Consider the following 24,363-nt stretch of genomic DNA (forward strand, 5'->3'; position numbering starts at 1 on the left):
GAGCGACTCACAGTTCGGCGGGTCATGAACAGGTCAAGTCTCTTGTGAACAAGGGACTTGAGCGAAACCTGAGGACGGATTCGCCCTGGTCAGCGGAGTCTCGTTCACCTGGATGACAACTGACTCCCCTTTTCTCACTCCCCACTCGGGGGTGCGTCCGCATCCCTGACCGGTTGTTGGAGGGGTGTTGAAGAGACACAACCTGTGGCGGGTGGGGTCGCCACGCAGAGTGAACCGCCTCAGACGGACCGCCCTCGCGGTGGCCGCGGTGCTGGCGGCGGAGGCGGCGCTGGTGTCACTGGGCACGGGGGCGGCCTTCGCGACCGATTCCGGACCGAGGGAGGCGGTCACGGCGTCGAAGCCCAAGTCGGCCGCCTCGTCGGCGGACTCGGTGGCGTCGGCCCTGCTGACGGCCCGGACGCAGAAGCGGAAGATCGAGGTGCTGTCGGCACGCACGACGGACACGACGACGTACGCCCTGCCCACCGGGGAACTGCAGACGGAGACGTACGCCGGACCGGTCCGGGTGAAGCAGGACGGGCGGTGGAGGGACATCGACACCTCGCTGTCCGACACCGGCGCCGATCTCACGCCGGACGCCGCGGCGGCGGACATCGCGGTGTCCGACGGCGGGGACAAGCAGTTGGCGTCGGTGACCAAGGGCAAGGCGTCCTTCGGGCTGGGCTGGGAGGACAAGCTGCCCGCGCCGAAGGTGAAGAGCAGCACCGCGTCCTACGACCTGGGCGGCGGGCAGACCCTGTCGGTCACCGCGCTGGCGCAGGGCTTCTCGGAGAACCTGACACTCAATCAGCAGCCGGAGGGTCCCGCTCAGTACCGCATTCCGCTGGACCTGGACGGACTGAAGCTGTCCCAGGCCCGCTCCGGCCACCTGCTGCTCAAGGACACGAGCGGCAAGCTGGTCGCCGAGGCGCCGGCGCCGATGATGTGGGACTCCAGCAAGGACGCGGCGTCCGGCGAGTCCGCCCACCAGAAGCGGGTCGCGACCAGGATCGAGACCGCGTCCGACGGCTCGCAGACGCTGGTGCTCACCCCGGACAAGCACTTCCTGGCCACCGCGACCTACCCGGTGACCGTCGACCCGACCACCACGCTCGCGGTCACCACCGACACCTGGGTGCAGAACCCGGACTACACCGACTCGCAGATCTCCTCGCAGGAGCTGAAGTCGGGTACGTACGACTCCGGCACGGACGTGGCGCACTCGTACCTGAAGTTCGACGTGTCGGCGTTCAAGGGCAAGCACATCACCGCGGCCACGATGTCGCTGTACAACTACTACTCGGCGACCTGCTCCACCTCCGGCGCCGCCACCCAGGCCCGCCGGATCACCTCCACCTGGTCGTCGACGTCGATCACCTGGGGCTCGCAGCCGTCGACCACCACGACCGGCGCGGCGAACAACACCGGCCACTGGGGCTACTCCTCGTCCTGCCCGGCGAACTGGTCGAACTGGAATCTGCAGAGCATCGTGCAGGCGTGGGCCGACGGCTCCGCCAACTACGGCCTGCAGATCCGCAGCGCGGACGAGACCGACTCCACCACCTGGCGGCGCTTCCGCTCGGCGAACTACACCACCGCCGGGTACGCGCCGAAGCTGGTGGTGACCTACAACTCCTACCCGTCCGTGCCCGGTTCGCTGGCGATCTCCCCCTCGCAGGTCAACGCCTACAACGGCAACCGGTACGTCACCTCCCTCACGCCGAGCCTGTCGGCGAAGGTGACCGACCCGGACGGGTCCAGCACCGAGGCCCAGTTCGAGGTCACGGCGGATCCGGCGTACGCGGACACCACCTACTCGTACACCGGCACGTCCTCGTCGGTGGCCTCCGGCTCGACGGCCAAGCTGACGATCCCGTCCGCCTCGGCCCTCCCGGCGGGCACCCACCTGCGCTACCGGGTCCGCGCCTACGACGGCACCGACTACGGCTCCTGGTCGGGCTACACGACGTTCGTGCTGAACACGGCCGCGCCCGCCGCCCCGACCGTCTCCTGCGCCACGTACGTCGAGAACGGCTGGACGGCCAAGGCGGACTCCGCCGTCTCCTGCACGCTCGACACCTCCTCGTCGGACGGCGCCGGCTACTACTGGGGTCTGGACGACAGCACCCTGCCGAACAAGAAGCTGGACACCACCGACGGCAACGGCGGTGACGCGCTCACCGTCTCCATCGACCCCGCCGGCGGCTGGCACACGCTCTACGCCCGCACGATCGACTCCGGCGGCAACCTCTCCACCGCCACCACCAAGTACTCGTTCGGCGTGGGTGCGGACGGCGCGGCGATCCTCGCCCCGCAGGACGGCGACACCACCGCCCGCCGGCTGACCCTGTCGGCGAAGGGCATGACCTTCTACACCGGGGTCACCTGGCAGTACCGGCGCGGCGAGACCGACAGCTGGCACACCGTGCCCGTGGGTGACGTCACCGCTTCCGGCAACGCCGTGTCCTCCTGGCCGGTCTCCGTCACCGACGGCACCGCGACCAAACTGGTGTGGAACACCGTCAACTCGCTGGCCGAGGACGGTGTGATCCAGCTGCGGGCCGAGTTCACCGACGGCATCAGCACCGGACACTCGCAGACCGTCGACGTCACCCTCGACCGCGACGCCGGCACCGCCCCGAGCGCCGAGGTCGGCCCCGGCACGGTGAACGAACTCACCGGCGACTACACCCTGTCGGCCACCGACGCCTCGGCGTTCATGGCCGACGTGGAGCGCACCTATTCCTCGCGCGCCAACGCCAACGACAGTGAGGGCCAGGCGCAGATCTTCGGCCCCGGATGGACCTCCGCCGTCGCCGTCGACAGCGACTTCACGCAGATCCGCCAGACCTCCGCCACCTCGGTGGAAGTGCTCAGGGCGGACGGCAGCTCGGTCGCCTTCACCGCGACCAGCTCGGGCGGCTGGCAGCCGGAGACCGACGCCGATGGCCTGACCCTGGTGGGCACGCTGTCCGGCACGCGGTTCACGCTCACCGACACCGACGCCAACACCACCGTGTTCGCGAAGGCGGCGCCCGCCACGCCGACCTGGACGCTGTCCTCCTCCGCCACCCCGGTGAGCGACTCGACCGTCACGACCGTCTCGGAGACCGTCACCTCCGGCAGCCAGACCCTGGCCCGCCCGAAGTACGTGATCTCCCCGACGACCGGGGTCGGCGCGACCACCTGCCAGACCGCCCCGTCCACCAAGGGCTGCCGGGTCCTGGAGTTCGTCTATGCCGACACCACCACGGCCACCGGCTCGTCGTTCGGCGACTACGCGGGCCAGGTCAAGGCGATCAAGCTGTGGGCCACCGACCCGGGTGCCTCGGCCGCCACCGCCGAGACCGTCACCGACTACGCGTACGACTCCTCCGGCAGGCTCCGTCAGGTCTGGGACCCGCGCATCAGCCCCGTGCTGAAGACGCAGTACACCTACGACGCCGACGGCCACGTCGCCACCCTCACCAAGCCCGGTGAGCTGCCGTGGACCTTCACCTACGGCAAGGCCGGCTCGGCCCTGACCGCGGGCTCCGGGATGCTGCTCAGCGCCTCCCGCCCGGCCCTGGCCGAGGGCAGCGCGAGCACCACGTCGGGCACGGCGACCACCACGGTCGTCTACGACGTGCCGCTGTCGGGCAGCTCCGCGCCGAACCAGATGGACGCGAACACGGTCGCCACCTGGGCCCAGGAGGAGGCACCGACGGACGCCACCGCCGTCTTCCCGGCGGACAGCGTCCCGTCCTCCAGCACCGGCAGCGACCTCGCGTCGTCCGCTTACGGCCGCGCCACCATCACCTACATCAACGCCGACGGCGAGGAGACCAACTCCGCCACACCCGGCGGCTCCATCACCGCCACCGACCACGACCGGTTCGGCCACGAGGTCAGCAGCCTCACGGCCGCCAACCGCGCGCTGGCGCTGGGCGGCGACGCCGACGAGCTGGCCGAACTCGGCCTGACCGACCTGTCCACCGCGGACCGCGCACGGCAGCTCGCCACCGTCTCGGAGTACTCCACCGACGGCAAGCGGCTCCTGGACCAGTCCGGCCCGCTGCACCGGATCACCCTGAGCGGCGAACTCAAGGGCACCAGCGGCACGTTGGCCGCCGGCAGCGTGGTTCCGGCCCGGACCCACACGTCGTACACCTACGACGAGAACCGGCCCTCCGGTGCGGCGGTCTCGGACCTGGTCACCACCACGGTGACCGGTGCGATGGTGGCCGGCTACTCCTCGGACGCCGACACCACCACCATCACCACCACCTACGACTGGTCGACCGGCCGCCAGCAGGCCACGGTGGGCGGCGCCACCACGGACACGGTGACGTCGTACGACAGCGCCGGCCGGGTGGCTTCGACGCGCACCGCCGGGTCGTCCGGCTCCGACGCGGACACCCTGACCTACACCTACTACACCGCGGACGGCTCGGGCACCTGCGGCGCCCGTCCCGAATGGGCCGGACTGCTCTGCAAGACCGCGCCCGCGGCCGCCATCACCAACGGTGGCAGCAACCCGACCGACGCGGTCACCACCACCTACACCTACGGCCGCTGGGGCCAGACGGCCACCAAGGCCGAGACCGCGAACGGCGTGACCCGCACCACCACTGTCACCACGGACAGCGCGGGCCGCACCGTGAAGAGCGCCATCACCGGCGGCATCGGAACGGCGACCCCCGCCACCACCCTCACCTACGACCAGAACAACGGGCAGATCGCCACCCGGTCCACGGGCAGCCAGACCGTCGCCTACACCTACGACCAGCTCGGCCGACTCCTGACCTACAACGACGGCGCGGGCAACACCACCACCAGGGCCTACGACGTCCTCGACCGGACCGTGAAGGCCACCGACTCGGCGCCCTCCACCGTGACGTACGTCTACGACACGGCGGGCAACCTGAAGAACCTGACCGACTCGGTCGCCGGCACCTTCACGGGCACGTACGACGCCGACGGCATCCTCAAGTCCGAGAGCCTGCCCGGTGGTTACAACCTGGCCATCACCACCGACACGGCCGGCAACCAGACGGACCGGGAGTACACCGCCTCCGACGGCACCGGCGTCGCCGCCGACACGGCCGAGTACTCGGCCACCGGGCAGCAGCTCGGTCACACCCAGACCGACGGCCCGAGCATCGACTCCGCCTACGCCTACGACAGTGCCGGACGCCTCACCCAGGCCACCGACACCAGCGGCACCGGATGCACCAGCCGTGCCTACGGCTTCGACGGCAACAGCAACCGCAGCTCGCTGAAGACGACGTCGGACGACTGCGACAGCAGCACCGCCGACGCCACCACGGCCACCACGTCGTACTCCTACGACTCGGCCGACCGCCTGGTGAACGGCGGCTACGCGTACGACGCCTTCGGCCGCACCACCACCAGCGGCAGCACGGCCCTGTCGTACTACACCAACGACCTGGTCAACTCGGAGACCGTCGGCTCCACCCGCAACACCTGGAGCCTCGACGCCGCCTACCGGCCCGGCGTTCAGATCACCCAGACCCAGGGTTCGGACGGTACCTGGACCGACAGCACGAAGGTCACCAACCACTACGGCTGCGGCTGCGACAGCCCCACGTGGAACGCGACCGGCAGCGGCATCAGCCGCAATGTCCGGGACCTCATGGGCGACCTGGGCGCCACCACGTCGGCGAGCGGGGACGTGGTCCTGCAGCTGACCGACATCCACGGTGACGTCACGGTCCAGCAGCCGCTGGACACCAGCAGGGCCAGCACGGTCCAGCACTACGACGAGTACGGCAACGCGCTGGACACCACCGTCGGCGGTACCTACGGCTGGCTCGGCGGCTACCAGCGCTCGTCCGACACGCTCAGCAGCGTGGTCATGATGGGCGTCCGCCTCTACTCCCCGGCCACCGGTCGCTTCCTCACCACGGACCCGGTCTACGGCGGCAACTCCGACGCATACACCTACCCGGGCGATCCGGTGAACGACCTCGACCTGACCGGGCAGCTGAAGTTCTCGGCGCACTGGTGGGGGGTGCGCATCCGGCTCAACAAGAGCGAGACGAAGCACGCCGAGAACTACGCCTGGTGGGCGCAGAAGGCGGCCACCATCGCCGCGTTCCTCGGAGCGGGCACGAACGCCGTCGCCGACTGGCTCCTGATCGACATCGCCGTGATCGAACGCAAGGCGAAGTGGGCCATCAAGGTCCACCACTGCCTCGAACTGCACTGGCCCTGGGCGTACCCGGGATTCATTCCCCACACCTACTGGGGCAAGAAGAACGGCTGCAAGTAAGCCGGACGAACACTGAGCGGGTGGCGGTCGGGTGCACTCCCGGCCGCCACCCGCCCTGTACACGAGAGGAAGTCATGCTGGTCATCGAAATACTGCAGGTCGTGGTCACCATCGCCGTCCTGGTCCTGGTGACCGAGAAGCAGGTGGTGAGACCCCTCCTGCTCTGCACCGCCGTAGGCTTCGGAACAAGCCAGATCGTCACCGCGCTGGACGGGTCGCCGGCCGACAGTTTCTTCCGGCTCTTCGTCGCCGTGTTCGCCACGCTCGCGGTCGAACGCTGGAAGACGGAACGCGAGGCGCCGACCTGGGCCGCCGGCGGTCTCGCGCTGGTCTGCGGCCTCGTCCTGGGCTGGGTGGCCTGACGCCCTACGCGGTGAGCGGGCGCACCTCTCCCTGGACGTGCACCTGGTCACCACCGCGCAGCTCGAAGCGTTCCCCGTCCGCCGCGTACGTCACCGTCCCCGGCAGCAGCACCGGCGCCCTGAACCGCGCCGTCACCGTGGTGCGCTGGGGCGTGCCGTGCGCGGCCAGGCAGCGGGCCACCGTCCACATGCCGTGCGCGATGGGTCGCTTGAAGCCGAACAGGCGGGCGGTGAGCGGGTGGACGTGGATGGGATTGCGGTCGCCGGAGACGGCGGCGTAGCGGCGGCCGACGTCCCCGGCCAGGTGCCACTCGGCGACCGCGGGCAGCGCCGCGGGGCCGTCCCCGGCCGGTCCGGCCGGGTGCGTGGTGCGGTGCCGGGCCAGATACGTGCTCGTCGACTCCCATACGACGTCCCCGCCGACCCGCACCTCGGTCACCACCGAGGCCTCGGTGCCGCGCCGGTGTGACGCCAGTTCGCCGATGTACACGGCGAGTTCGTACTCCCCGGTGGCCGGCATCGGCCCGTACCGGGTGATCTCGATCGAGGTGTGGACGAGGCCGAGCAGCGGCAGCGGGAAGCCCCGGCCGCTCATCAGCCGCATGGCCAGCGGGAAGCCCGGCACGTGCGGATAGGTCAACGGCAGTGCGTCGTCGCCGGTCGCGAATCCGCACACGCGCTCGTACGCCGCGAGCCGTGCGAGGTCGATGCGCACGGCGGGCAGGACGAGCCGGTCGCGGGGGAAGCCGGCGTCCGGACGGGGGCGTTTGAAGGGGGACAGCAGGGCGCCGCGGGCCAGGAGCGGCGCGAGTGCGGGGGGCCGGGCGAGGACGACGGACATCACGCCCCCAGCAGGCTCTGGCCGCAGACGCGAACGACCTGCCCGTTGACCGCGCCCGACGCCGGGTGCGCGAGCCAGGCCGTGGTCTCGGCGACGTCTGCGGGAAGACCGCCCTGCGCGAGGGAGTTCGTCCGGCGCCCCGCCTCACGGATGAACAGCGGGATCGCGGCCGTCGTCCTCACCTCGACGAACCCCGGGCGGTGGGTCGGGAAGCGGCCGGGCGCGGTGCCGGCGAAGCGCGGATAACGGTCGGTCGTCATGGCAGCTCCTTGCTCGCCCCAATGCTTACTCCCGAGTAATGTTACCTGCGGTAGGGCTATGTCACCGGTGACCTGACGGCACCTCAAACCCGTGGGGTGAGGCCTGCACAGGCCCGTCCCCGGACCATCCCCGAACCCGCACAGAGTCCCCACGCCGGCGCCGTACGATCACGGTCCTAACCGGCGGTAACAGCGAGCCGCTGCCGCAGGTGAACATATCGGTGCGCACCGCGCGTACCTGTGCAGCACAGCAGTGTGTAGCTGCAGGCCCCAGGAGCTGCCCATGCCCATCTCGTACTCGTCCGCGCCCGTGCCCGCCGCCCCCGTCGACCTCGACCACGACGGCCGTCCGGTGCTCGTGGAGCCGGAGACCCGGCGGCTGAACGGGGAGGTCCGGGAGGCCTACGTGGCGCCGCTGGTGCCGCCGGTGACCCACGGCTCGCTCGCCGACCTGCCGTTCGAGAACGCGGGCGAGGCGCCCGGCCACCGGGTGCTCAGCCGCCGGGACGCGGACGGCGGCTGGAGGGATGTGACGGCGGCCCAGTTCGCCGACCAGGTGCTCGCCCTGGCGAAGGGGCTGATCTTCGAGGGCCTGATGCCGGGCGACCGGATCGCGATCATGGCGCGCACGACCTACGAGTGGACGCTGCTCGACTTCGCGGCCTGGGCGGCCGGCCTGGTCACGGTCCCCGTCTACCCCACCTCCTCGGTGTTCCAGACCCGCTGGATCCTCCAGGACTCCGGCGCGGTGGCCCTGATCACGGAGACGGTCGGCCAGGCTGCGGCCATCGGCCCGGAACGCCACCGCCTGCCCGACCTGCGCCACGCCTGGGTGATCGAGAAGGGGCACGTGGAGCGGCTGGCCGAGCTGGGCGCGGCGGTCCCCGACCAGGAGGTGACGGTCCGCCGGGGCGTGCTCGGCCCGGACACCCTCGCCACCCTCGTCTACACCTCGGGCACGACCGGACGCCCCAAGGGGTGTGCGCTGACCCACGGCAACTTCCTGGCGGAGGTGGACAACGCCACCCGGCTCCTCCACCCGGTCTTCCACGCCAGGACGGGCGAGGAGCCGTCGACGCTGCTGTTCCTGCCGCTGTCGCACGTCTTCGGCCGTATGGTCGCGGTCGCCTGCATCCGCGCACGGGTACGGCTCGGGCACGCGCCCAGTCTGAAGGCGGAGGACCTGCTGGCCGACCTGGCGAGCTTCCGGCCCACCTTCCTGCTGGTCATCCCGTACATGCTGGAGAAGGTCTTCAACAACGCCCGGGCGGCGGCCGAGCGCGGCGGCCGGGGAGCGCTGTTCGACCGCGCGACGTCGGTGGCCCGCCGCTACGGCGAGGCGCTGGAGGCCCGGCAGCACGGCACCGGCTCCGGCCCGAGCCGCGCCCTGAAGGCGGCACGCGCCTTCTACGACCCGCTCGTCTACCGCCGCATCCGCGGCGCCCTGGGCGGCCGCCTCCGCCACGTCATCAGCGGCGGCTCCCCGCTGGGCACCCGCCTCGCAGCCTTCTACGCGGGCGCCGGCATCGAGATCTTCGAGGGCTACGGCCTGACGGAGTCGACCGGCGCGGCCACCGTCACGCCCCCGCTCAAGCCCCGGCTGGGCACGGTGGGCTGGCCGCTGCCCGGCACCCGGGTGCGGATCGCGGCGGACGGAGAGGTGCTGCTGTCCGGCGGGCAGGTCTTCCGCGGCTACTGGGACCCGCACGCGGGCGGCGTGCTCCCGGCGACCCCCGACGGCTGGTTCCCGACGGGCGACATCGGCCGCCTGGACGACGAGGGCTACCTCACGATCACGGGCCGGAAGAAGGAGATCCTGATCACCGCGGGCGGCAAGAACGTGGCGCCCGCGCCGCTGGAGAACTGGCTGCGCTCCCACCCCCTGATCTCGCAGTGCCTGGTCATCGGCGACGGCCGCCCCTATGTCTCCGCCCTCCTCACGCTCGATGTGGACGGCATCACCCACTGGCGCCGGATGAACGGCAAGCACCCCGTCCCGCCGGAGCTGCTGGTGGGTGACGAGGAACTCGACGCGGTCCTGCAGCGCGCGGTGGACGAGGCCAACAAACTCGTCTCCCGGCCCGAGTCGATCCGCCGTTTCGCGGTCCTGCCCGTGGACTTCACCGAGGAGGCCGGACATCTGACGCCGTCGATGAAGCTGCGCCGCGAGGCGATCATGCGGGACTTCGCCCGGGAGGTGGAGGAGCTGTACGCGCCGTAGGGCCCGTACGGCACACGTCCGCCACAGAAGGCTTCACCCGATCGCAATCGAGCACTAGCCCACATGGCCGCAGGGGCGGCCGTGCTGGCGGCGGTCCGCAGTTCCCCGTGCTTCCATCGGGTCGAGGAGGCGTCGAGGAGGCGGACATGATGGCTGAGGACCCACAGCAGGACACCCACGGCCGAGCGGTTGCGCCCAGGCGGCGCTTGCTGGCCGCGGCAGCCGCCCTGGCGCCGGCGCTGGCCGTCGCGCGTCAGGCACCGGCCCGTGCCCTGTCCGGCGCGGCGGACCACGGACACGGTGACGCGCCGGTCCTGCCGGTGCGCACCACCCTGTCCGACTGGACGGACGTGGCCAAGGAGCTGGGCCGGGGCGGTGACATGAAGCGCAACCTGATGTACCACACGGGCCTGCCGCGCCACGATCTGTCGGTGATCTCCAAGGGGATCCTCGTCAAACCGGAACTCGCGCTGGGCTCCCACGTGTCCTTCGTCCGCTATGCCGACGGCAGCACGATGACGATGGGCGACCTGGTCGTCACCGAGCAGGAGCTGCAGCCGTTCCTCGACGTCCTGTACCAAAAGGGTCTCGCGGTGACCGCGATCCACAAGCACCTGCTCTCCCACATGCCGCACGTCTGGTGGGTGCACGTCCACGCTCACGGCAACGACCCGGTGGCCGTCGCCCGCGGTCTGCGCGCGGCGTTCGACCGCACCGGCACCCCGCGCCCGCAGCGTCCCGCCAAGTCGAGCCACACCCTGGACACCGCGGCCATCGACGCCGCGCTGGGCGTCAAGGGCACGTACGACGACGGGATCTACAAGAGCCTCTTCATCCGCAGGGAGACCATCGTCGAGGGCGGCATGGTGCTTCCTCCGGGTCTGGGGTCGACCACCGCGTTCAACTGGCAGCCGCTGGGCGCCGGGCGAGTGGCGCTCAGCGGCGACCTGGCGATGGTCGCCGGGGAGGTCCAGGACGTCCTCGCGGCACTGAGACGTGCCCGGATGGAACTCGTCGAGCTGCACAACCACGGCCTGAGGGACGAGCCCCGCCTGTTCTTCACCCACTTCTGGGCCGTCGGGAACGCCGTCACGCTGGCCCGGGGCCTGCGCGCCGCCGTGGACGCCACCAACGCGGCACCGGCCTCGGCCGGCTGAAGAGACGTCGTCCCGGCGCCCCCGGTGCGGCCAGGAGCCAACAGAGCACGTGGAAGAGGGAGAACCCCGCGATGACCCAGAGCACCGAACCCACGATGTGCCCGTTCGACTTCAGCGAGGGTCTGGAGTTCGATCCCGCGCTCGCGGAGCTGATGGCCCGCGATTCCATCACCCGTATCCGGCTGCCGTACGGCGACGGCGCCGCCTGGCTGATCAGCGACTTCGAGGGCGTACGGCAGGTGACCACCGACCAGCGGTTCAGCCGGGCGGCGATCATGGGGCACGACTATCCGCGCCTGACCCCGGAGCCCATCGTCTCCCCGGAGTCCATCAACGTGATGGACCCGCCGCACAGCAGCCGCCTGCGCCGCCTGGCGTCCCAGGGCTTCGCCCGGGGGCACGTGGAGCGGATGCGGCAGCAGATCGTCCGGCTGGCCGACACCCTGCTGGAGGAGATGGCGGAGCAGGGTCCGCCCGCGGACCTCGTCCAGCACCTGTCCAACCGGCTCCCACAGCAGACCATCTACGACGTCCTCGGCATCCCCCGCGAGGACTGGGCGCGGATGCAGGAGTACGCACACCAGTTGCTGGAGACCGGGCCGGACAGCCGCGAGACCGCCGCGAACGCCAAGGCCGCGCTGCGCTCCTACTTCCTGGAGCAGGTCGAACAGCGGCGGCGCACCCCCGGGAACGATCTGATCGGCGCGCTGGCCGCGGCCAAGGACGGCGACGACGCCCTCGACGACGAGGAACTGGCGGTCATGGCGCTGACGCTCGTGCTCAGCGGGCAGGACACCGCCACCTGCCAGATCAGCGACATCTGCTACCTGCTGCTGACGCGGCCCGAGCTGATGGAGCACCTGAGGAGCCGGCCGGAGTCCCTGACCGACGTCATCAACGAGCTGCTCCGCTACATCCCGTTCCGCAAGGGGGTCGGCATCCCCCGGGTGGCGCTGGAGGACGTCGAGATGGACGGCGTACGGATCCGCAAGGGCGACTTCGTGCATGTGTCGTATCTGACGGCGAACCGCGACCCGAAGCGCTACCCCGACCCGGACGTCATCGACCCGGAGCGGCCGCCCATGCCCCATATGACGTTCGGCTGGGGCGGCCACCGCTGCATCGCCGTACCGCTGGCGATGGCGGAGCTGGAGGTGGCCATCGGGCGCCTGGTCGAACGGTTCCCGACGCTGCGCCTCGCCGTGCCGGCGGAGGAGATCCGCTGGGACACCGAAACGATCCGCCGCTTTCCGCTGGAGCTGCCGGTGACCTGGTGAGGCGCGGCCGGGCGGTCAGGCCACCCCGGCCGCCCGCAACAGCGCCGTCGTGGCCGCCGCGCCCAGCACGACGACCACGAACGGCGCCCGCCGCCACGCCAGGCCCACCGCCACCAGGACCCCCGCCGGGCGCGCCCACCCGGCGAAGCCGTCCGACTCGGTGAGCGCGCCCGTCGCCAGCAGCGCGACCAGCAGCACCACAGCACCCGCCGACAGCAACCGCTGGATGCGGTCGGGCAGTTCGACACGGCCGTGCAGCAACGGACCCGCCAGCCGGAAGGCGTACGTCCCCACGGCCAGCGCCACGATCGCGGCGAACGTCGCCCTCATGCCCGCCTCCCCGAGCCCTGTCGGCCCAGCGCCAGCAGCCCTGCCAGTGCCAGCAGCACCGGCAGCCCCGCCGGCACGAACGGCGTCACCGCGAGGGCCACCGCGCCGCCGGCCAGCGCCGCCCGCCGTACGCCCGCGTCGTCCCGTACGGAGGGGAGGACCAGCGCCGCCAGCACGGCGGGGAAGGCGGCGTCCAGCCCGAAGGTGTCGGTGTCGCCGAGCGCGCTCCCGGCGAGGGCCCCGCCGAGCACGCTCAGGTTCCACACCACGTACATCCCGGTCCCGGAGATCCAGAACGCCGCGCGGCGCCGGGCCGGGTCCCGCTGGGCGAGGGTGAAGGCCGCCGTCTCGTCGGTCACCAGATGAGCGCCCAGGAACCGCGTCGCGCGCCCCCGGCCCCCCAGGACGTCCGCCACCGCGAGGCTGAACGCCGCAGTGCGGGTGTTCAGCAGCAGGCCAGTCGCCGCCGCGGCCACGGGACCGCCCCCGGCGAGCAGGATCCCCACCGCGCTGAACTGAGCGGAGCCCGCGTACACCACCAGCGACATCACCACCGGCACCCACATCGGCAGCCCGCCCGCGACCGCGATCGCCCCGAACGAGACGCCGACCACCCCGCTGGCGAGGCAGACCAGGGAGATGTCCCGGAGCAGGGCCCGGTCCACGGTGGTCGGTAGGGGGAGAACATCGGGTGTTCGGAACAGCGAACGCATGTTTCCTACAATGGACAACAGTCTTTCTGTCCGTCAAGACGAACGAACGTACCGACGGAGCGAACGCCGATGACCTACGACACCGCCGCCCCACCGCCCCGACTCCCGCTGGACTGGATCGCCGCCGCCCTGCGCCGTGAGCGCACGCGTGCCGGGCTCTCCCTCTCCGAGCTGGCCAAGCGCGCAGGCATCGCCAAGTCCACGCTGTCCCAGTTGGAGGCGGCGGGCGGCAATCCCAGCGTGGAGACCCTGTGGGCGCTGGGGGTCGCCCTCGGCGTGCCGTTCAGCGCGCTGGTCGAACCGCCGGCCACGGCCGTTCAGGTGATCCGCGCGGGTCAGGGGCCGACCGTGCACTCGGAGCAGGCCGGATACGCGGCGACCCTGCTGTCCGCGAGCCCGCCCGGAGCGCGCCGGGATCTCTATCACATCCGGCTGGAACCGGGGGCCGCACGCGTGTCGGAACCCCATATTTCGGGCAGCGTGGAGCACTTGGTCGTGAGTGAGGGGCGGGTTCTGGCCGGGCCGCGCGGCGAGGAGGTGGAGCTGGGCCCCGGGGACTACATGGCGTTCCGCGGTGACGTCGCCCATTCGTACGAGGCGCTGGCACCCGGGAGCGCCTTCGTGCTCGTCATGCAGCACTTGTGAGCGCGCCCCGGCCCTCGCGGGGAAGACGGGCGCATCCCGGAGAATTCGCGAAGAATTCACCGAAAGGCAGGAGCCCCGCCGCCGAATGGCGGGGGGCTCCTTGGGTACTGCTCTCAGTTCTGGATCAGGGACTTCAGCGATCTCAGATCGCGGTGACGTTCTCCGCCTGCGGGCCCTTCGGGCCCTGCGTCACGTCGAAGGAGACCTGCTGGTTCTCCTCGAGGGAACGGAAGCCGTTCGCGTTGATCGCGGAGTAGTGGACGAAGACGTCCGGGCCGCCGCCTTCCTGGGCGATGAAGCCAAAGCCCTTTTCGGCGTTGAACCACTTCACGGTTCCGGTAGCCATAAGCCCTCCTTGGGCCCAAAGGGTTGCCCTGCTCCAGAACTGCAAGTGTGAAAACGGAACCGCTGCACAACTGCATATGTCTGAAAACGACGAGAGCCCGCGGTCACATGCTCCGCAGGCTCTGTACTGCAAGGAAACCAAACTGCAACTTGCTGTGAGCTTAGCACGCAGGCAGGGAAAAGCAATAGAGGTCAAGATCACGTCACCCGTACGTTTGAATGCTCCGGGGGCCCTTGACAGCGGGGGTCGGAGACGGCTGCGCCCGGGGCGGGGGCTAGTCTCGCGATGTGGACAATTCTCGCACCCGGCCGCGCGTCGGCCACATCCAGTTCCTCAACTGCCTGCCCCTGTACTGGGGGCTCGCGAGAACCGGCACCCTCCTCGACTTCGAGCTGACCAAGGACACACCCGAGAAGCTCAGCGAGCAGCTCGTGCGGGGCGACCTCGACATCGGTCCGATCACCCTGGTCGAGTTCCTCAAGAACGCCGACGACCTGGTCGCCTTCCCCGACATCGCGGTCGGCTGCGACGGTCCGGTGATGTCGTGCGTGATCGTCTCCCAGGTCCCGCTGGACCGGCTGGACGGCGCCCGGGTCGCCCTCGGCTCCACTTCGCGGACCTCCGTGCGCCTCGCCCAGTTGCTGCTCGCCGAGCGGTACGGAGTGGCCCCGGACTACTACACCTGCCCGCCCGACCTCAGCCTGATGATGCAGGAGGCCGAGGCCGCCGTGCTGATTGGCGACGCCGCCCTGCGCGCCAACCTCATCGACGGACCGCGCTTCGGCCTCGACGTCCACGACCTCGGCACGCTGTGGAAGGAGTGGACGGGCCTGCCGTTCGTCTTCGCGGTGTGGGCGGCCCGGCGCGACTACCTGGAGCGGGAGCCCTTCATCACCGGCACGGTCCACGAGGCCTTCCTCGCCTCCCGCAACCTGTCCCTGGAGGAGGTCGGCAAGGTCGCGGAGCAGGCGGCGCGCTGGGAGGCCTTCGACGAGGACGTCCTGGAGCGGTACTTCACGACGCTCGACTTCAGCTTCGGGGGCCCACAGCTGGAGGCCGTGGCCGAGTTCGCCCGACGGGTCGGCCCGACGACCGGTTTCCCGGCGGACGTGAGGGTGAAGCTGCTCGAACGGTAGGGGAGTCGTCCGCTCCGTCCCTACGCTGTCCGGGTGGATCTGGACCTCTGGGCGGCCGTCGGTGCCGCGGTGTGGGGTGCGGCGGCCGGCGCGCTGGTGCCCCGGGCCGCGTACCGGCTGTCCGTCGAGCCCGGGCAGCCGTGGCGGGACCGGTGCCCGGACGGGCATCCGATCGGCGGATGGGTCGGACGGGCGCGGTGTGCGCACGGGCGGGCGTACGGTCCCGGGACCGTGCTCGTGGGTGCGGTCACCGCGCTGGTGTGCGCGGTGCTCGCGCTCGCCACCGGCACGCGTCCGGAGCTGGCCGTGTGGCTGCTGCTCGCCCCTGTCGGCGTCCTGTTGACCCTCGTGGACTTCCGGGTGCAGCGCCTGCCGGACGTCCTGACCCTGCCGCTGGCCGGCGGCGCCCCCGCACTGCTGGGGCTGGCAGCGCTGGCGCCCGAGCACGCGGGACGGTGGCGCACCGCACTGCTCGGCGCGCTCGTGCTGGGCGGCGCCTACTTCCTGCTGTTCCTCCTCAACCCGCACGGCCTCGGCTTCGGGGACGTCAAGCTGGCGCCCGGGCTCGGGGCGGTGCTCGGCTGGTACGGCTGGGGCACCGTGGTGCTCGGGGCCTTCGCCGGGTTCCTGTTCGGGGGGCTGTACGGGCTCGGGCTCGTCCTCGCCCGGCGCGCCGGACGGCGTACGACGATCCCGTTCGGGCCGTTCCTCATCGCGGGCGCGTTCGTCGGGCTGCTCATCGGCGCGTACGCGGCCTGACGTCGGGCCCGTAAAGGCGCTGGCGTAGGCTGGTTCGGTCCGTTCACGACCCTTACGTGTCCGTCCATCCCCCGCCGAAAGGGAGCCCGGTGACCGAGAAGGCCGACCTCACGTCCATTGATGTCACAGCCGTGCTCGACCGTGCCGCCGACGGTGGGCGGATCACCCCCGAGGAAGCGCTCGTCCTCTACCGCGAGGCGCCGCTGCACGCGCTGGGCGCCGCCGCCGACGCCGTGCGCCGCCGCAAGTACGCCGGGATCGAGCACATCGCGACGTACATCATCGAGCGCAACATCAACTACACGAACGTGTGCGTGACGGCGTGCAAGTTCTGCGCCTTCTACGCGGCCCCCAAGGACACCGAGAAGGGCTGGACGCGCGACCTCGACGACATCCTGCGCCGCTGCGCCGAGACCGTCGAACTCGGCGGCACCCAGATCATGTTCCAGGGCGGCCACCACCCCGACTACGGCGTCGAGTACTACGAGCGGCACTTCCGCGCCATCAAGGAGGCGTTCCCCCAGCTGGTCATCCACAGCCTGGGGGCGTCCGAGGTGGAGCACATGGCCCGTATCTCGGGCGTGTCCGTGGAGGAGGCCATCTCCCGCATCCACGCCGCCGGGCTCGACTCCTTCGCCGGCGCCGGTGCCGAACTGCTGCCCGAGCGGCCGCGCAAGGCGATCGCGCCACTGAAGGAGAGCGGCGAGCGCTGGCTGGAGATCATGGAGACCGCGCACCGGCTGGGCGTGGAGTCCACCTCGACCATGCTGATGGGCACGGGCGAGACCAACGCCGAGCGCATCGAGCACCTGCGGATGATCCGGGACGTGCAGGACCGCACGGGCGGCTTCCGGGCGTTCATCCCGTACACCTACCAGCCCGAGAACAACCACCTGAAGGGCCGCACCCAGGCGACCGTCTTCGAGTACCTGCGGATGATCGCGGTCGCCCGCCTCTTCCTCGACAACGTCCGGCACATCCAGGGCTCCTGGCTGACCACCGGCAAGGACGTCGGCCAGCTGACCCTGCACTACGGCGCCGACGACCTGGGCTCGATCATGCTGGAGGAGAACGTCGTCTCCTCGGCGGGCGCCAAGCACCGCTCCAACCGGATGGAGATCATCGACCTGATCCGGAAGGCGGGGCGCGTCCCGGCCCAGCGGTCGACGACGTACGAGCACCTCGTGGTCCACGACGACCCGGCCGACGACCCGGTCGACGACCGCGTGATGTCCCACATCTCCTCCACGGCCATCGAGGGCGGCACGGCCCACCCGGAGTTGAAGCTCCTGACGTCCAACTAGGGCGGGCATGCTGACGATTCACGCCGCGGACGAGCTCCGGGTCGCCTGGGACGCCGAACCCGTCAAGGACGGAGCCGTCGCCGTCGAGGGCACCCGCATCGCCGCGGTGGGGACCCTCTGCGCGCTCCAGAAGCTGTTCCCGGGCGCCCGCGTACGCCGCTGGCCCGGCACCCTCGGCCCCGCGCTCGTGCACCAGGGCCCGCTGCCGCAGGCACCCACGCCGCGCGAACGCGTCCACGCGGTGCTGAAGCTGGGCGCGGCGGCCGTCCTGGAGGAGCACGCGGGCACGCCCGAACTGCGGGCCGCCGCCGAGCGCAACGACGTCCTGGTCCTCCCGGCCGCCCGCGCGCGAGCCCCGCTCGGCGAGGCCGGTCGCGCCGACCTCGCCGTCTTCGACGAGACCGGCGCCTGCCTGGCCACGGTCTGCGCGGGCCGTCTGGTGCACCGCAGGCGCTGAGTGAGCCGGTCCAAGACGCGCCCTGCCGTGGGCACCGGCCGGGCGCGGTCGGCTCAGGCCCTCCTGACACAATGGCCCCGTGACCCGCGCATCCCTGGACAAGCAGCCGCACGAAGTCGCCTCGATGTTCGACGACGTGGCGGAACGGTACGACCTGACCAACGACGTGCTGTCACTCGGGCAGGCGCGGCTGTGGCGCAAGGAGGTCGCGAAGGCGGTCGACGCGCGGCCCGCACAGAAGGTGCTGGACCTCGCGGCGGGTACGGCGACCTCGTCGCTCCCCTTCACGCGGACCGGTGCGTACGTCGTCCCGTGCGACTTCTCGCTCGGGATGCTCCAGGTCGGCAAGAAGCGGCACCCCTGGATGCCTTTCACCGCGGGCGACGCGACGAAACTGCCGTTCAAGGACGACACCTTCGACGCCGTCACCATCTCCTTCGGGCTGCGCAACGTGCAGGACACGGACGCGGCGCTGCGCGAGCTGTACCGGGTGACCAAGCCCGGCGGGCGGGTCGTGATCTGCGAGTTCTCGCATCCCACGTGGGCGCCGTTCCGTACGGTCTACACCGAGTACCTGATGCGCGCGCTGCCGCCGGTGGCCCGCGCGGTGTCGTCCAGCCCCGACGCGTACGTCTACCTCGCCGAGTCCATCCGCGCCTGGCCCGACCAGCCGGCCCTCGCCGAGCGGCTGCGCAAGGCGGGCTGGTCCCAGGTGGCGTGGCGGAACCTCACCGGCGGGATCGTGGCCCTGCACCGGGGCTTCAAGCAGGACTGACCGCGTACGGGTCGCCCGGCTCGTCCAGCTCGCGTTGCATTCCGCCCCTGGGCGGTGGCGGCACGCGCGGTTCGCGCACGCCCGCTCCTCCGCCGCCCTCGCCCTCGCCGAGGTCGAACCAGACGGTGACGACGGCACCGCGCGGCACCTCGGCGCCCGGCTGCGGGTACTGCCGTACGACGTAGTCGACGACGGTGTGGTGGAAGTCGGGCCGGTCGGGTGCGGCGAGCAGGACGCCCTGCCGCTTGGCGGCCTCGCGCGCGTCCATCGCCATCAGGCCGATCAGCCGCGGCACGCGCACTTCGGGTGTTTCGGGTGGTATAGGCACAGATGTCACCCCCAGCGGTACTGGAAGGGTAACCGGCCGGGGGTGCCACCCGAAAGCGCCAGGTGTCTTTCTGTGACAGTCGATCACACTCGGTCACAGATCGAGGCGGTAGCACTGGCCCTGCCGCTGCGACACGGGCGTCGTGAAGGTCTCCGCGAGGCGCATCCCCAGCCGCTGTGCGACCGCGATGGACCGCGTGTTGCGGGAGTCGACCATGGCGACCACGCTGCTCACGCCCGCCGCACGTACGCGCTCCAAGGTCATCCGGGCGGCCGCCGTCACATACCCCTTGCCCCAGTGCGCCCGCCCGAGCCGCCAGCCGATCTCGATCTCCCCCTTCGGGCCCCACTCGCGCGGCCACGGCTGAGCGCCCGTGAAGCCGATGACCTCCCCGGACCCGTCGAGCATGCTCCACAGACAGAAGCCGTACTCGGCGTCGTGTCGGCGCTGGCGGGCCGTGAGCTCCTCGTAGACGGACAGCTCGGCGGCCTTGCCGCCGTGGAACTCCATGACCTCGGGGTCGGCGAACACCCGGTGCCAGGCGAAGGCGTCCTCGTCGGTGGGGACGCGCAGCCGTACGTCGGGGAGAGCTCGGTTCATCGGGGCAGCCCTTCAGCCGGGAGGTCGTTGACGCTGAATAGACTGCCCATGTCCAGTGCCCGTCAGCACGCTGTTTCGGCCGCGGTTTCCCCGTGGCCTTCTCGCTGTCTGCCGCAGGCGCTGGTGTTGTCGTCGTCGAGCCTTGGGGAGAACCCGCCGTGACCGAGCCCCAGCCCCTTACCGAACACACCGCCGATGTGATCGTCGTCGGGGCCGGGCCAGCCGGTTCCACCACCGCGTACTACCTCGCGAAGGCGGGCCTGGACGTCCTGCTGCTGGAGAAGACCGCGTTCCCGCGCGAGAAGGTGTGCGGTGACGGCCTGACGCCGCGTGCCACCAAGCAGCTCGTCGCGATGGGCATCGACATCTCCGAAGAGGCCGGCTGGCTGCGCAACAAGGGTTTGCGCATCATCGGAGGCGGGGTGCGGCTCCAGCTCGACTGGCCGGATCTCGCCTCCTACCCGGACTACGGACTGGTCCGCAAGCGCGACGACTTCGACGAGCAGCTGGCCCGGCAGGCGCAGAAGGCGGGCGCGCGGCTGTACGAGCGCTGCAATGTGGGCGCCCCGATCGTCGACGACCGCACCGGCCGTATCACCGGTGTGCACGCCAAACTGGGCGACGAGAAGCGCGAGGTCACCTTCCACGCGCCGCTCGTGGTGGCGGCGGACGGCAATTCCTCGCGGCTGTCGCTGGGGATGGGCCTGCACCGCCGCGAGGACCGCCCCATGGGCGTCGCGGTCCGTACGTACTTCACGTCCCCGCGCCACGACGACGACTACCTGGAGTCCTGGCTGGAGCTGTGGGACCGGCGCGGCGGCCAGGAGCGGCTGCTGCCCGGCTACGGCTGGATCTTCGGCATGGGCGACGGGACGAGCAATGTCGGCCTGGGCGTGCTGAACACCTCGGAGTCCTTCAAGGAGCTGGACTGGCGCGAGGTGCTCAAGGCCTGGTGCGCCTCGATGCCCGAGGACTGGGGCTACACCCCCGAGAACATGACCGGCCCGATCCGCGGCGCCGCCCTCCCCATGGCCTTCAACCGCCAGCCGCACTACACCAAGGGCCTGTTGCTCGTCGGCGACGCGGGCGGCCTGGTGAACCCCTTCAACGGCGAGGGCATCGCCTACGCCATGGAGTCCGGCCACATCGCGGCCGACGTCATCGTCCAGGCCCTGGCCCGCGCGACCCCCGGCCAGCGCGAACTCGCGCTGCACAACTATCCGAAGATCCTGAAGGACACCTACGGCGGCTACTACACGCTGGGCCGTGCCTTCGTGAAGCTGATCGGCAACCCGAAGGTGATGAAGATCGCGACCCAGCGCGGCCTCACGCACCCCGTGCTCATGAAGTTCACCCTGAAGATGCTCGCCAACCTCACCGACCCCACGGGCGGCGACGCGATGGACCGCATCATCAACGGGCTGAGCAAGGTGGCTCCGCGTTCCTGATCGTGAAGCGGCCCCCTTTCCACCTCCCGCAAGGGCGTGGAAAGGGGCCGCGGTCACCCGTGACGCGGGGCGCGCTTGTGGGCACACCGCTCCCACTGACAGCCCCCTCTCACCGGCACAGGGCAAGAGCGAGGGCCGCGCCGCATCCAGGTGGCGCCGAAGGCTGTGATAAGCCGCTCAGCCCTCTACGTTGGCGGCCCGGTGTGCGAGCACCTCGTGGCGCCGGGCCGCCACCTGCCGCAGGGCGTCCTTCCGGTCCCGGGCGGGGTCGACGGGCCTGCCCTGGACGAAGACGCCGGGCATCGCTGTGTCTCCCCTGTTGTGAGGATGCTGTGGCGGCGGGAAATCGGGCTTCCGGCCTCCGGAGTCCCTCCCTACCCTCCGGGACTCATGACGACAGAACACGCGCAGCAGCCGCAGGAGAGCACCGGCCACACCCGCAGACGGTTCCTCGCGGGCGCCGGGGGAGTGGCGAGCGCGCTCGCCTTACGGCCGAGCGGCAGCGCCCGTGCAGCCACCCGCAAGCACGTCGCCGTGCTGGGCGGCGGTGTCTCGGGCCTCAGCGCCGCCCAGGAACTCGCCGAGCGCGGCTACGCCGTCACCGTCTACGAGTACTACGACGTCCTCGGCGGCAAGGCCCGCTCCATGGACGTGCCCGGCACGGGGAGCGGTGGCCGGAGGCCCCTGCCCGGCGAGCACGGCTTCCGCTTCTTCCCCGGTTTCTACCGGAACCTGCCGGACACCATGCGCCGCATCCCCTTCCCCGGCAACGCGAACGGCGTCCACGACAACCTGCGCAGTGGCACCGAGGAGTTGTTCGCCCGCAGTTCCGGCCGCCCCGACCTGCACTTCCCCCTGCGCCGGGTCACCACCCCGCCGGCCCCCGGCGACCTCACCCCGTCCTGGCTCCGCGACCAGATCCTGTCCGTACTGGACCTGGGCACCCACCTCCCCGCCCATGAGGCCGCCTACTTCGCCGACCGCCTCCTGGTCCACCTCACCAGCTGCGACGCCCGCCGCGAGGACCAGTGGGAGAAGACGTCCTGGTGGCAGTTCATCCGGGCCGGGGAGATGAGCGCGGAGTACCAGACCCTCCTCGGCATCGGCCAGACCCGCAACCTCGTCGCCACGCGTGCGGAGGTGGCCTCCACGCGCACGGTCGGCCGCGTCATCATCGAGGCCCTCATCCTCTGGGGCCTGCTCGGACGCGGCCTGGACGGCGACGCCGACATCGACCGCGTCCTCAACGCCCCGACCAGCGAGGCCTGGATCGACCCCTGGGCCGCACACCTGCGCTCCCTCGGCGTCGAGTTCGTGCTCGGCACCGAGGTCCGTGAGGTGGGTTACGCGGGCGGGCGCGTCACCGGTGTGAGGGTCGCCGCGCGCGACGGCGGCGACGAGCGCACCGTCACCGCCGACCACTACGTCTCCGCCATGCCCGTCGAGCACGCCCGCCGCACCTGGGGTGCCGCGCTGCGCGCCGCCGACCCGCGGCTCGCCCGGTGCGACGCGCTCAAGACGGACTGGATGACCGGGGTGCAGTTCTATCTGCGCACGCCCACGCCCGTCGTCCACGGGCACATCAACTGCCTGGACTCACCCTGGTCGGTGACCGGGATCGGGCAGGCGCAGTTCTGGGACGTACGGGACTTCTCGCGGGACTACGGCGACGGTCAGGCCCGGGACTGCCTGTCCGCGATCATCTCGGAGTGGGACAAGCCCGGCATCCTGTACGGCAAGACGGCCCGTGAGTGCACCGAGGAGGAGATCGTCGCCGAGCTGTGGGCGCAGCTGAAGGACGGACTCAACGACTCCGGGAAGACCACGCTCAGGGACGAGGACCGCCTCGGCTGGTTCATGGACCCGGCGGTGACCGGTCTCGGCGGCCCCGACCCGCAGAATCGCGAGCCGCTCCTCATCCATCCGACGGGCACGCTCTACAACCGCCCCTCGGCGAGGACCGCCGTACCGAACTTCTTCCTCGCGGGCGACTACGTCCGGACGGATGTGGACCTGGCGACGATGGAGGGCGCCAACGAGTCGGCGCGCAGGGCCGTCAACGCACTGCTGGACGCGGACGGCGCGGACGCCGAGCGGTGCCGGATCTGGGAGCTGTACCGCCCACCGGAGCTCGAGCCCCTCAAGCGGGTCGACGAGGTGCGTTACCGGCTCGGCCTGCCGAACACGTTCGACGTGGGGTGAGCGGGGTCGGCCGGGGGTGAGCCGGGAGGGCCGCCGCCTCGTGGGCGACGGCCCTGAAGTCCCCGTACCGCTCGCGACGGCTCGCTCAGAGCACGCGGACCGCGCCGGACGGCGGGTCGTAGGACAGCGGGTGCTCCCCGACGCCGCTGGAGGGGTTCTGCGCGCCGACGAACATGCCGTCGCCCACGTACACCGCCACGTGGTACGCGCTGCCCGCGCCGCCCCAGTAGAGGATGTCGCCCGGCTGGAGGTTGCTCAGCGAGACCTGGGTGCCGGCCGTCGACTGGTCCTGGGAGACCCGCGGCAGGTTGATCCCGACCTGCTTGAAGGCCGTCTGCACCAGGCCGGAGCAGTCGTATGCCGAAGGACCGGTGGCGCCGGAGACGTACGCCTTGCCGATCTGCGCCTTGACGAAGGCGACGACCTCCGCGGCCGAACCGGTGGCCGTGGAGGAGCCCGTCGAGACGCTGGTCGATGCGGCGGCGAGGACGGTGCGCTCAGCGCTGCGCGAGGCGGCCTCCGCCTGCTTGCGCTCCGCCTCGGCCTTCCGCTTGGCCTCGGCCTCCTTCTTCTTGGCCTCCGCGAGGTCCGCCTTGGCCTGCTTCGCGGCGTTGGCGGCGGCCGCGTCACGCTCGACCTGCAGCTGGTAGTTGGCCGCGGCCTGCTGGGTGGCCGCCGCGGACTGTGCGACCTGCGTGGCCACGTCGGCCGTCAGGGTCGGCAACTCGAGCGTCTGGGTCACCGGCTCGGCGGCGTCGGCCGATGCCGCCGAGGCTCCGGCCACGGCCAGGGTGCTGAGGACACCACCGGCGACTGAGGCCCGCATCGCGATGGTCGACGCGCTGCGGTTGCGGGGCTTCCGGTGGCTGCGTATGTGAGCGGTGTGGGACATGGGGACAAGCGGTACCAGGGACTCCTCCATACCTTC

21 protein-coding genes and 1 pseudogene are annotated in these 24,363 nt (G+C 71.1%); 13 read left to right on the forward strand and 9 right to left on the reverse strand.

Annotated features, from left to right (window positions below; genetic code table 11):
* Window positions 1-229 precede the first annotated feature (229 nt).
* Window positions 230-6,274: a DNRLRE domain-containing protein gene (locus ACZ7L1_RS22245; protein ID WP_471439506.1), complete on the forward strand. Its 6,045-nt coding sequence runs from the start codon at window positions 230-232 to the stop codon at window positions 6,272-6,274.
* Window positions 6,275-6,348: 74 nt separating this feature from the next.
* Window positions 6,349-6,636 (forward strand): hypothetical protein, encoded by a 288-nt coding sequence (locus ACZ7L1_RS22250; protein WP_471439508.1) that lies wholly within the window; start codon window positions 6,349-6,351, stop codon window positions 6,634-6,636.
* Window positions 6,637-6,640: 4 nt separating this feature from the next.
* Here the strand turns inward: ACZ7L1_RS22250 and ACZ7L1_RS22255 are convergent, their stop codons facing one another.
* Entirely contained in the window at window positions 6,641-7,477 is an 837-nt protein-coding gene (locus ACZ7L1_RS22255) for a MaoC/PaaZ C-terminal domain-containing protein (protein WP_471439738.1), read from the reverse strand.
* Window positions 7,477-7,674, reverse strand: a pseudogene (locus tag ACZ7L1_RS22260) (3-oxoacyl-ACP reductase); the annotation flags it as partial. The gene ACZ7L1_RS22255 and the pseudogene ACZ7L1_RS22260, both read right to left, overlap by 1 nt.
* A gap of 346 nt (window positions 7,675-8,020) precedes the next feature.
* Between ACZ7L1_RS22260 and ACZ7L1_RS22265 the strand changes: the two are divergent.
* The 3 genes from ACZ7L1_RS22265 to ACZ7L1_RS22275 all read left to right on the forward strand — a co-directional run bounded on the left by ACZ7L1_RS22265 (window position 8,021) and on the right by ACZ7L1_RS22275 (window position 12,392).
* Window positions 8,021-9,958 carry an AMP-dependent synthetase/ligase gene (locus ACZ7L1_RS22265; protein WP_471439510.1) on the forward strand — a complete coding sequence of 646 codons (1,938 nt, stop codon included), beginning with the start codon at window positions 8,021-8,023 and terminating at the stop codon, window positions 9,956-9,958.
* A gap of 146 nt (window positions 9,959-10,104) precedes the next feature.
* Window positions 10,105-11,115 (forward strand): DUF1259 domain-containing protein, encoded by a 1,011-nt coding sequence (locus ACZ7L1_RS22270; protein ID WP_471439512.1) that lies wholly within the window; start codon window positions 10,105-10,107, stop codon window positions 11,113-11,115.
* A 71-nt stretch (window positions 11,116-11,186) separates the two neighbouring features.
* Window positions 11,187-12,392 carry a cytochrome P450 gene (locus ACZ7L1_RS22275; protein ID WP_471439514.1) on the forward strand — a complete coding sequence of 402 codons (1,206 nt, stop codon included), beginning with the start codon at window positions 11,187-11,189 and terminating at the stop codon, window positions 12,390-12,392.
* Between the two features lie 15 nt (window positions 12,393-12,407).
* Here the strand turns inward: ACZ7L1_RS22275 and ACZ7L1_RS22280 are convergent, their stop codons facing one another.
* Both ACZ7L1_RS22280 and ACZ7L1_RS22285 read right to left on the reverse strand, forming a co-directional pair.
* Window positions 12,408-12,722 carry an AzlD domain-containing protein gene (locus ACZ7L1_RS22280; protein WP_471439515.1) on the reverse strand — a complete coding sequence of 105 codons (315 nt, stop codon included), beginning with the start codon at window positions 12,720-12,722 and terminating at the stop codon, window positions 12,408-12,410.
* Entirely contained in the window at window positions 12,719-13,435 is a 717-nt protein-coding gene (locus ACZ7L1_RS22285) for an AzlC family ABC transporter permease (RefSeq protein ID WP_471439517.1), read from the reverse strand. Before ACZ7L1_RS22285 ends, ACZ7L1_RS22280 begins: the two co-directional genes overlap by 4 nt.
* A 69-nt stretch (window positions 13,436-13,504) precedes the next feature.
* Here ACZ7L1_RS22285 and ACZ7L1_RS22290 point away from each other — a divergent pair, with 69 nt between their 5' ends.
* Window positions 13,505-14,080, forward strand: a complete 576-nt coding sequence (locus ACZ7L1_RS22290) for a helix-turn-helix domain-containing protein (RefSeq protein ID WP_471439519.1) — start codon at window positions 13,505-13,507, stop codon at window positions 14,078-14,080.
* Between the two features lie 142 nt (window positions 14,081-14,222).
* Here ACZ7L1_RS22290 and ACZ7L1_RS22295 read toward each other — a convergent pair whose 3' ends face one another.
* Window positions 14,223-14,426 carry a cold-shock protein gene (locus tag ACZ7L1_RS22295; protein ID WP_043442843.1) on the reverse strand — a complete coding sequence of 68 codons (204 nt, stop codon included), beginning with the start codon at window positions 14,424-14,426 and terminating at the stop codon, window positions 14,223-14,225.
* Between the two features lie 287 nt (window positions 14,427-14,713).
* Here ACZ7L1_RS22295 and ACZ7L1_RS22300 point away from each other — a divergent pair, with 287 nt between their 5' ends.
* From ACZ7L1_RS22300 to ACZ7L1_RS22320, 5 genes are all read left to right on the forward strand, one after another.
* Entirely contained in the window at window positions 14,714-15,562 is an 849-nt protein-coding gene (locus tag ACZ7L1_RS22300; protein ID WP_471439521.1) for a menaquinone biosynthetic enzyme MqnA/MqnD family protein, read from the forward strand.
* A gap of 33 nt (window positions 15,563-15,595) precedes the next feature.
* The gene (locus tag ACZ7L1_RS22305) at window positions 15,596-16,321 is read left to right on the forward strand and encodes a prepilin peptidase (protein WP_471439523.1); all 726 of its coding nucleotides are present in this window, start codon (window positions 15,596-15,598) and stop codon (window positions 16,319-16,321) included.
* 89 nt (window positions 16,322-16,410) lie between these two features.
* Window positions 16,411-17,625 carry a cyclic dehypoxanthinyl futalosine synthase gene (mqnC, locus tag ACZ7L1_RS22310; RefSeq protein ID WP_471439525.1) on the forward strand — a complete coding sequence of 405 codons (1,215 nt, stop codon included), beginning with the start codon at window positions 16,411-16,413 and terminating at the stop codon, window positions 17,623-17,625.
* A gap of 7 nt (window positions 17,626-17,632) precedes the next feature.
* Window positions 17,633-18,082: an imidazolonepropionase-like domain-containing protein gene (locus ACZ7L1_RS22315; protein WP_471439526.1), complete on the forward strand. Its 450-nt coding sequence runs from the start codon at window positions 17,633-17,635 to the stop codon at window positions 18,080-18,082.
* Window positions 18,083-18,161: 79 nt separating this feature from the next.
* Window positions 18,162-18,857, forward strand: coding sequence for a demethylmenaquinone methyltransferase (locus tag ACZ7L1_RS22320; protein ID WP_471439528.1), 696 nt, complete (start codon window positions 18,162-18,164; stop codon window positions 18,855-18,857).
* On the opposite strand, the gene ACZ7L1_RS22325 is transcribed toward ACZ7L1_RS22320, so the two are convergent.
* Window positions 18,844-19,185: a PASTA domain-containing protein gene (locus tag ACZ7L1_RS22325; RefSeq protein WP_471439530.1), complete on the reverse strand. Its 342-nt coding sequence runs from the start codon at window positions 19,183-19,185 to the stop codon at window positions 18,844-18,846. The two genes, ACZ7L1_RS22320 and ACZ7L1_RS22325, sit on opposite strands and share 14 nt — an antisense overlap.
* 93 nt (window positions 19,186-19,278) lie before the next feature.
* A complete protein-coding gene (locus ACZ7L1_RS22330; protein ID WP_471439531.1) occupies window positions 19,279-19,785 on the reverse strand; it encodes a GNAT family N-acetyltransferase in 507 nt (168 codons plus the stop codon).
* Window positions 19,786-19,943: 158 nt separating this feature from the next.
* On the opposite strand from ACZ7L1_RS22330, the gene ACZ7L1_RS22335 reads away from it, so the two are divergent.
* Window positions 19,944-21,233 carry a geranylgeranyl reductase family protein gene (locus ACZ7L1_RS22335; protein WP_471439533.1) on the forward strand — a complete coding sequence of 430 codons (1,290 nt, stop codon included), beginning with the start codon at window positions 19,944-19,946 and terminating at the stop codon, window positions 21,231-21,233.
* Between the two features lie 177 nt (window positions 21,234-21,410).
* Here the strand turns inward: ACZ7L1_RS22335 and ACZ7L1_RS22340 are convergent, their stop codons facing one another.
* Window positions 21,411-21,536 (reverse strand): hypothetical protein, encoded by a 126-nt coding sequence (locus ACZ7L1_RS22340; RefSeq protein ID WP_471439535.1) that lies wholly within the window; start codon window positions 21,534-21,536, stop codon window positions 21,411-21,413.
* 87 nt (window positions 21,537-21,623) lie between these two features.
* On the opposite strand from ACZ7L1_RS22340, the gene ACZ7L1_RS22345 reads away from it, so the two are divergent.
* Window positions 21,624-23,435 (forward strand): hydroxysqualene dehydroxylase, encoded by a 1,812-nt coding sequence (locus ACZ7L1_RS22345; RefSeq protein WP_471439536.1) that lies wholly within the window; start codon window positions 21,624-21,626, stop codon window positions 23,433-23,435.
* A gap of 85 nt (window positions 23,436-23,520) precedes the next feature.
* Here ACZ7L1_RS22345 and ACZ7L1_RS22350 read toward each other — a convergent pair whose 3' ends face one another.
* Window positions 23,521-24,327 (reverse strand): C40 family peptidase, encoded by an 807-nt coding sequence (locus ACZ7L1_RS22350; RefSeq protein ID WP_471439538.1) that lies wholly within the window; start codon window positions 24,325-24,327, stop codon window positions 23,521-23,523.
* Window positions 24,328-24,363: the final 36 nt, after the last annotated feature.

The organism is Streptomyces sp. NPDC107546 (genome assembly GCF_055639175.1).

Excerpts from the sequence above, each read along its gene's own strand:
- ACZ7L1_RS22250 (WP_471439508.1), top strand. The coding sequence starts at position 6,349 with ATGCTGGTCATCGAAATACTGCAGGTCGTGGTCACCATCGCCGTCCTG.
- ACZ7L1_RS22330 (WP_471439531.1), bottom strand. The coding sequence starts at position 19,785 with ATGAACCGAGCTCTCCCCGACGTACGGCTGCGCGTCCCCACCGACGAG.
- ACZ7L1_RS22290 (WP_471439519.1), top strand. The coding sequence starts at position 13,505 with ATGACCTACGACACCGCCGCCCCACCGCCCCGACTCCCGCTGGACTGG.
- ACZ7L1_RS22340 (WP_471439535.1), bottom strand. The coding sequence starts at position 21,536 with ATGCCCGGCGTCTTCGTCCAGGGCAGGCCCGTCGACCCCGCCCGGGAC.
- ACZ7L1_RS22295 (WP_043442843.1), bottom strand. The coding sequence starts at position 14,426 with ATGGCTACCGGAACCGTGAAGTGGTTCAACGCCGAAAAGGGCTTTGGC.
- ACZ7L1_RS22270 (WP_471439512.1), top strand. The coding sequence starts at position 10,105 with ATGATGGCTGAGGACCCACAGCAGGACACCCACGGCCGAGCGGTTGCG.
- ACZ7L1_RS22275 (WP_471439514.1), top strand. The coding sequence starts at position 11,187 with ATGACCCAGAGCACCGAACCCACGATGTGCCCGTTCGACTTCAGCGAG.
- ACZ7L1_RS22350 (WP_471439538.1), bottom strand. The coding sequence starts at position 24,327 with ATGTCCCACACCGCTCACATACGCAGCCACCGGAAGCCCCGCAACCGC.
- ACZ7L1_RS22280 (WP_471439515.1), bottom strand. The coding sequence starts at position 12,722 with ATGAGGGCGACGTTCGCCGCGATCGTGGCGCTGGCCGTGGGGACGTAC.
- ACZ7L1_RS22345 (WP_471439536.1), top strand. The coding sequence starts at position 21,624 with ATGACGACAGAACACGCGCAGCAGCCGCAGGAGAGCACCGGCCACACC.
- ACZ7L1_RS22255 (WP_471439738.1), bottom strand. The coding sequence starts at position 7,477 with ATGTCCGTCGTCCTCGCCCGGCCCCCCGCACTCGCGCCGCTCCTGGCC.
- ACZ7L1_RS22315 (WP_471439526.1), top strand. The coding sequence starts at position 17,633 with ATGCTGACGATTCACGCCGCGGACGAGCTCCGGGTCGCCTGGGACGCC.
- ACZ7L1_RS22265 (WP_471439510.1), top strand. The coding sequence starts at position 8,021 with ATGCCCATCTCGTACTCGTCCGCGCCCGTGCCCGCCGCCCCCGTCGAC.
- ACZ7L1_RS22285 (WP_471439517.1), bottom strand. The coding sequence starts at position 13,435 with ATGCGTTCGCTGTTCCGAACACCCGATGTTCTCCCCCTACCGACCACC.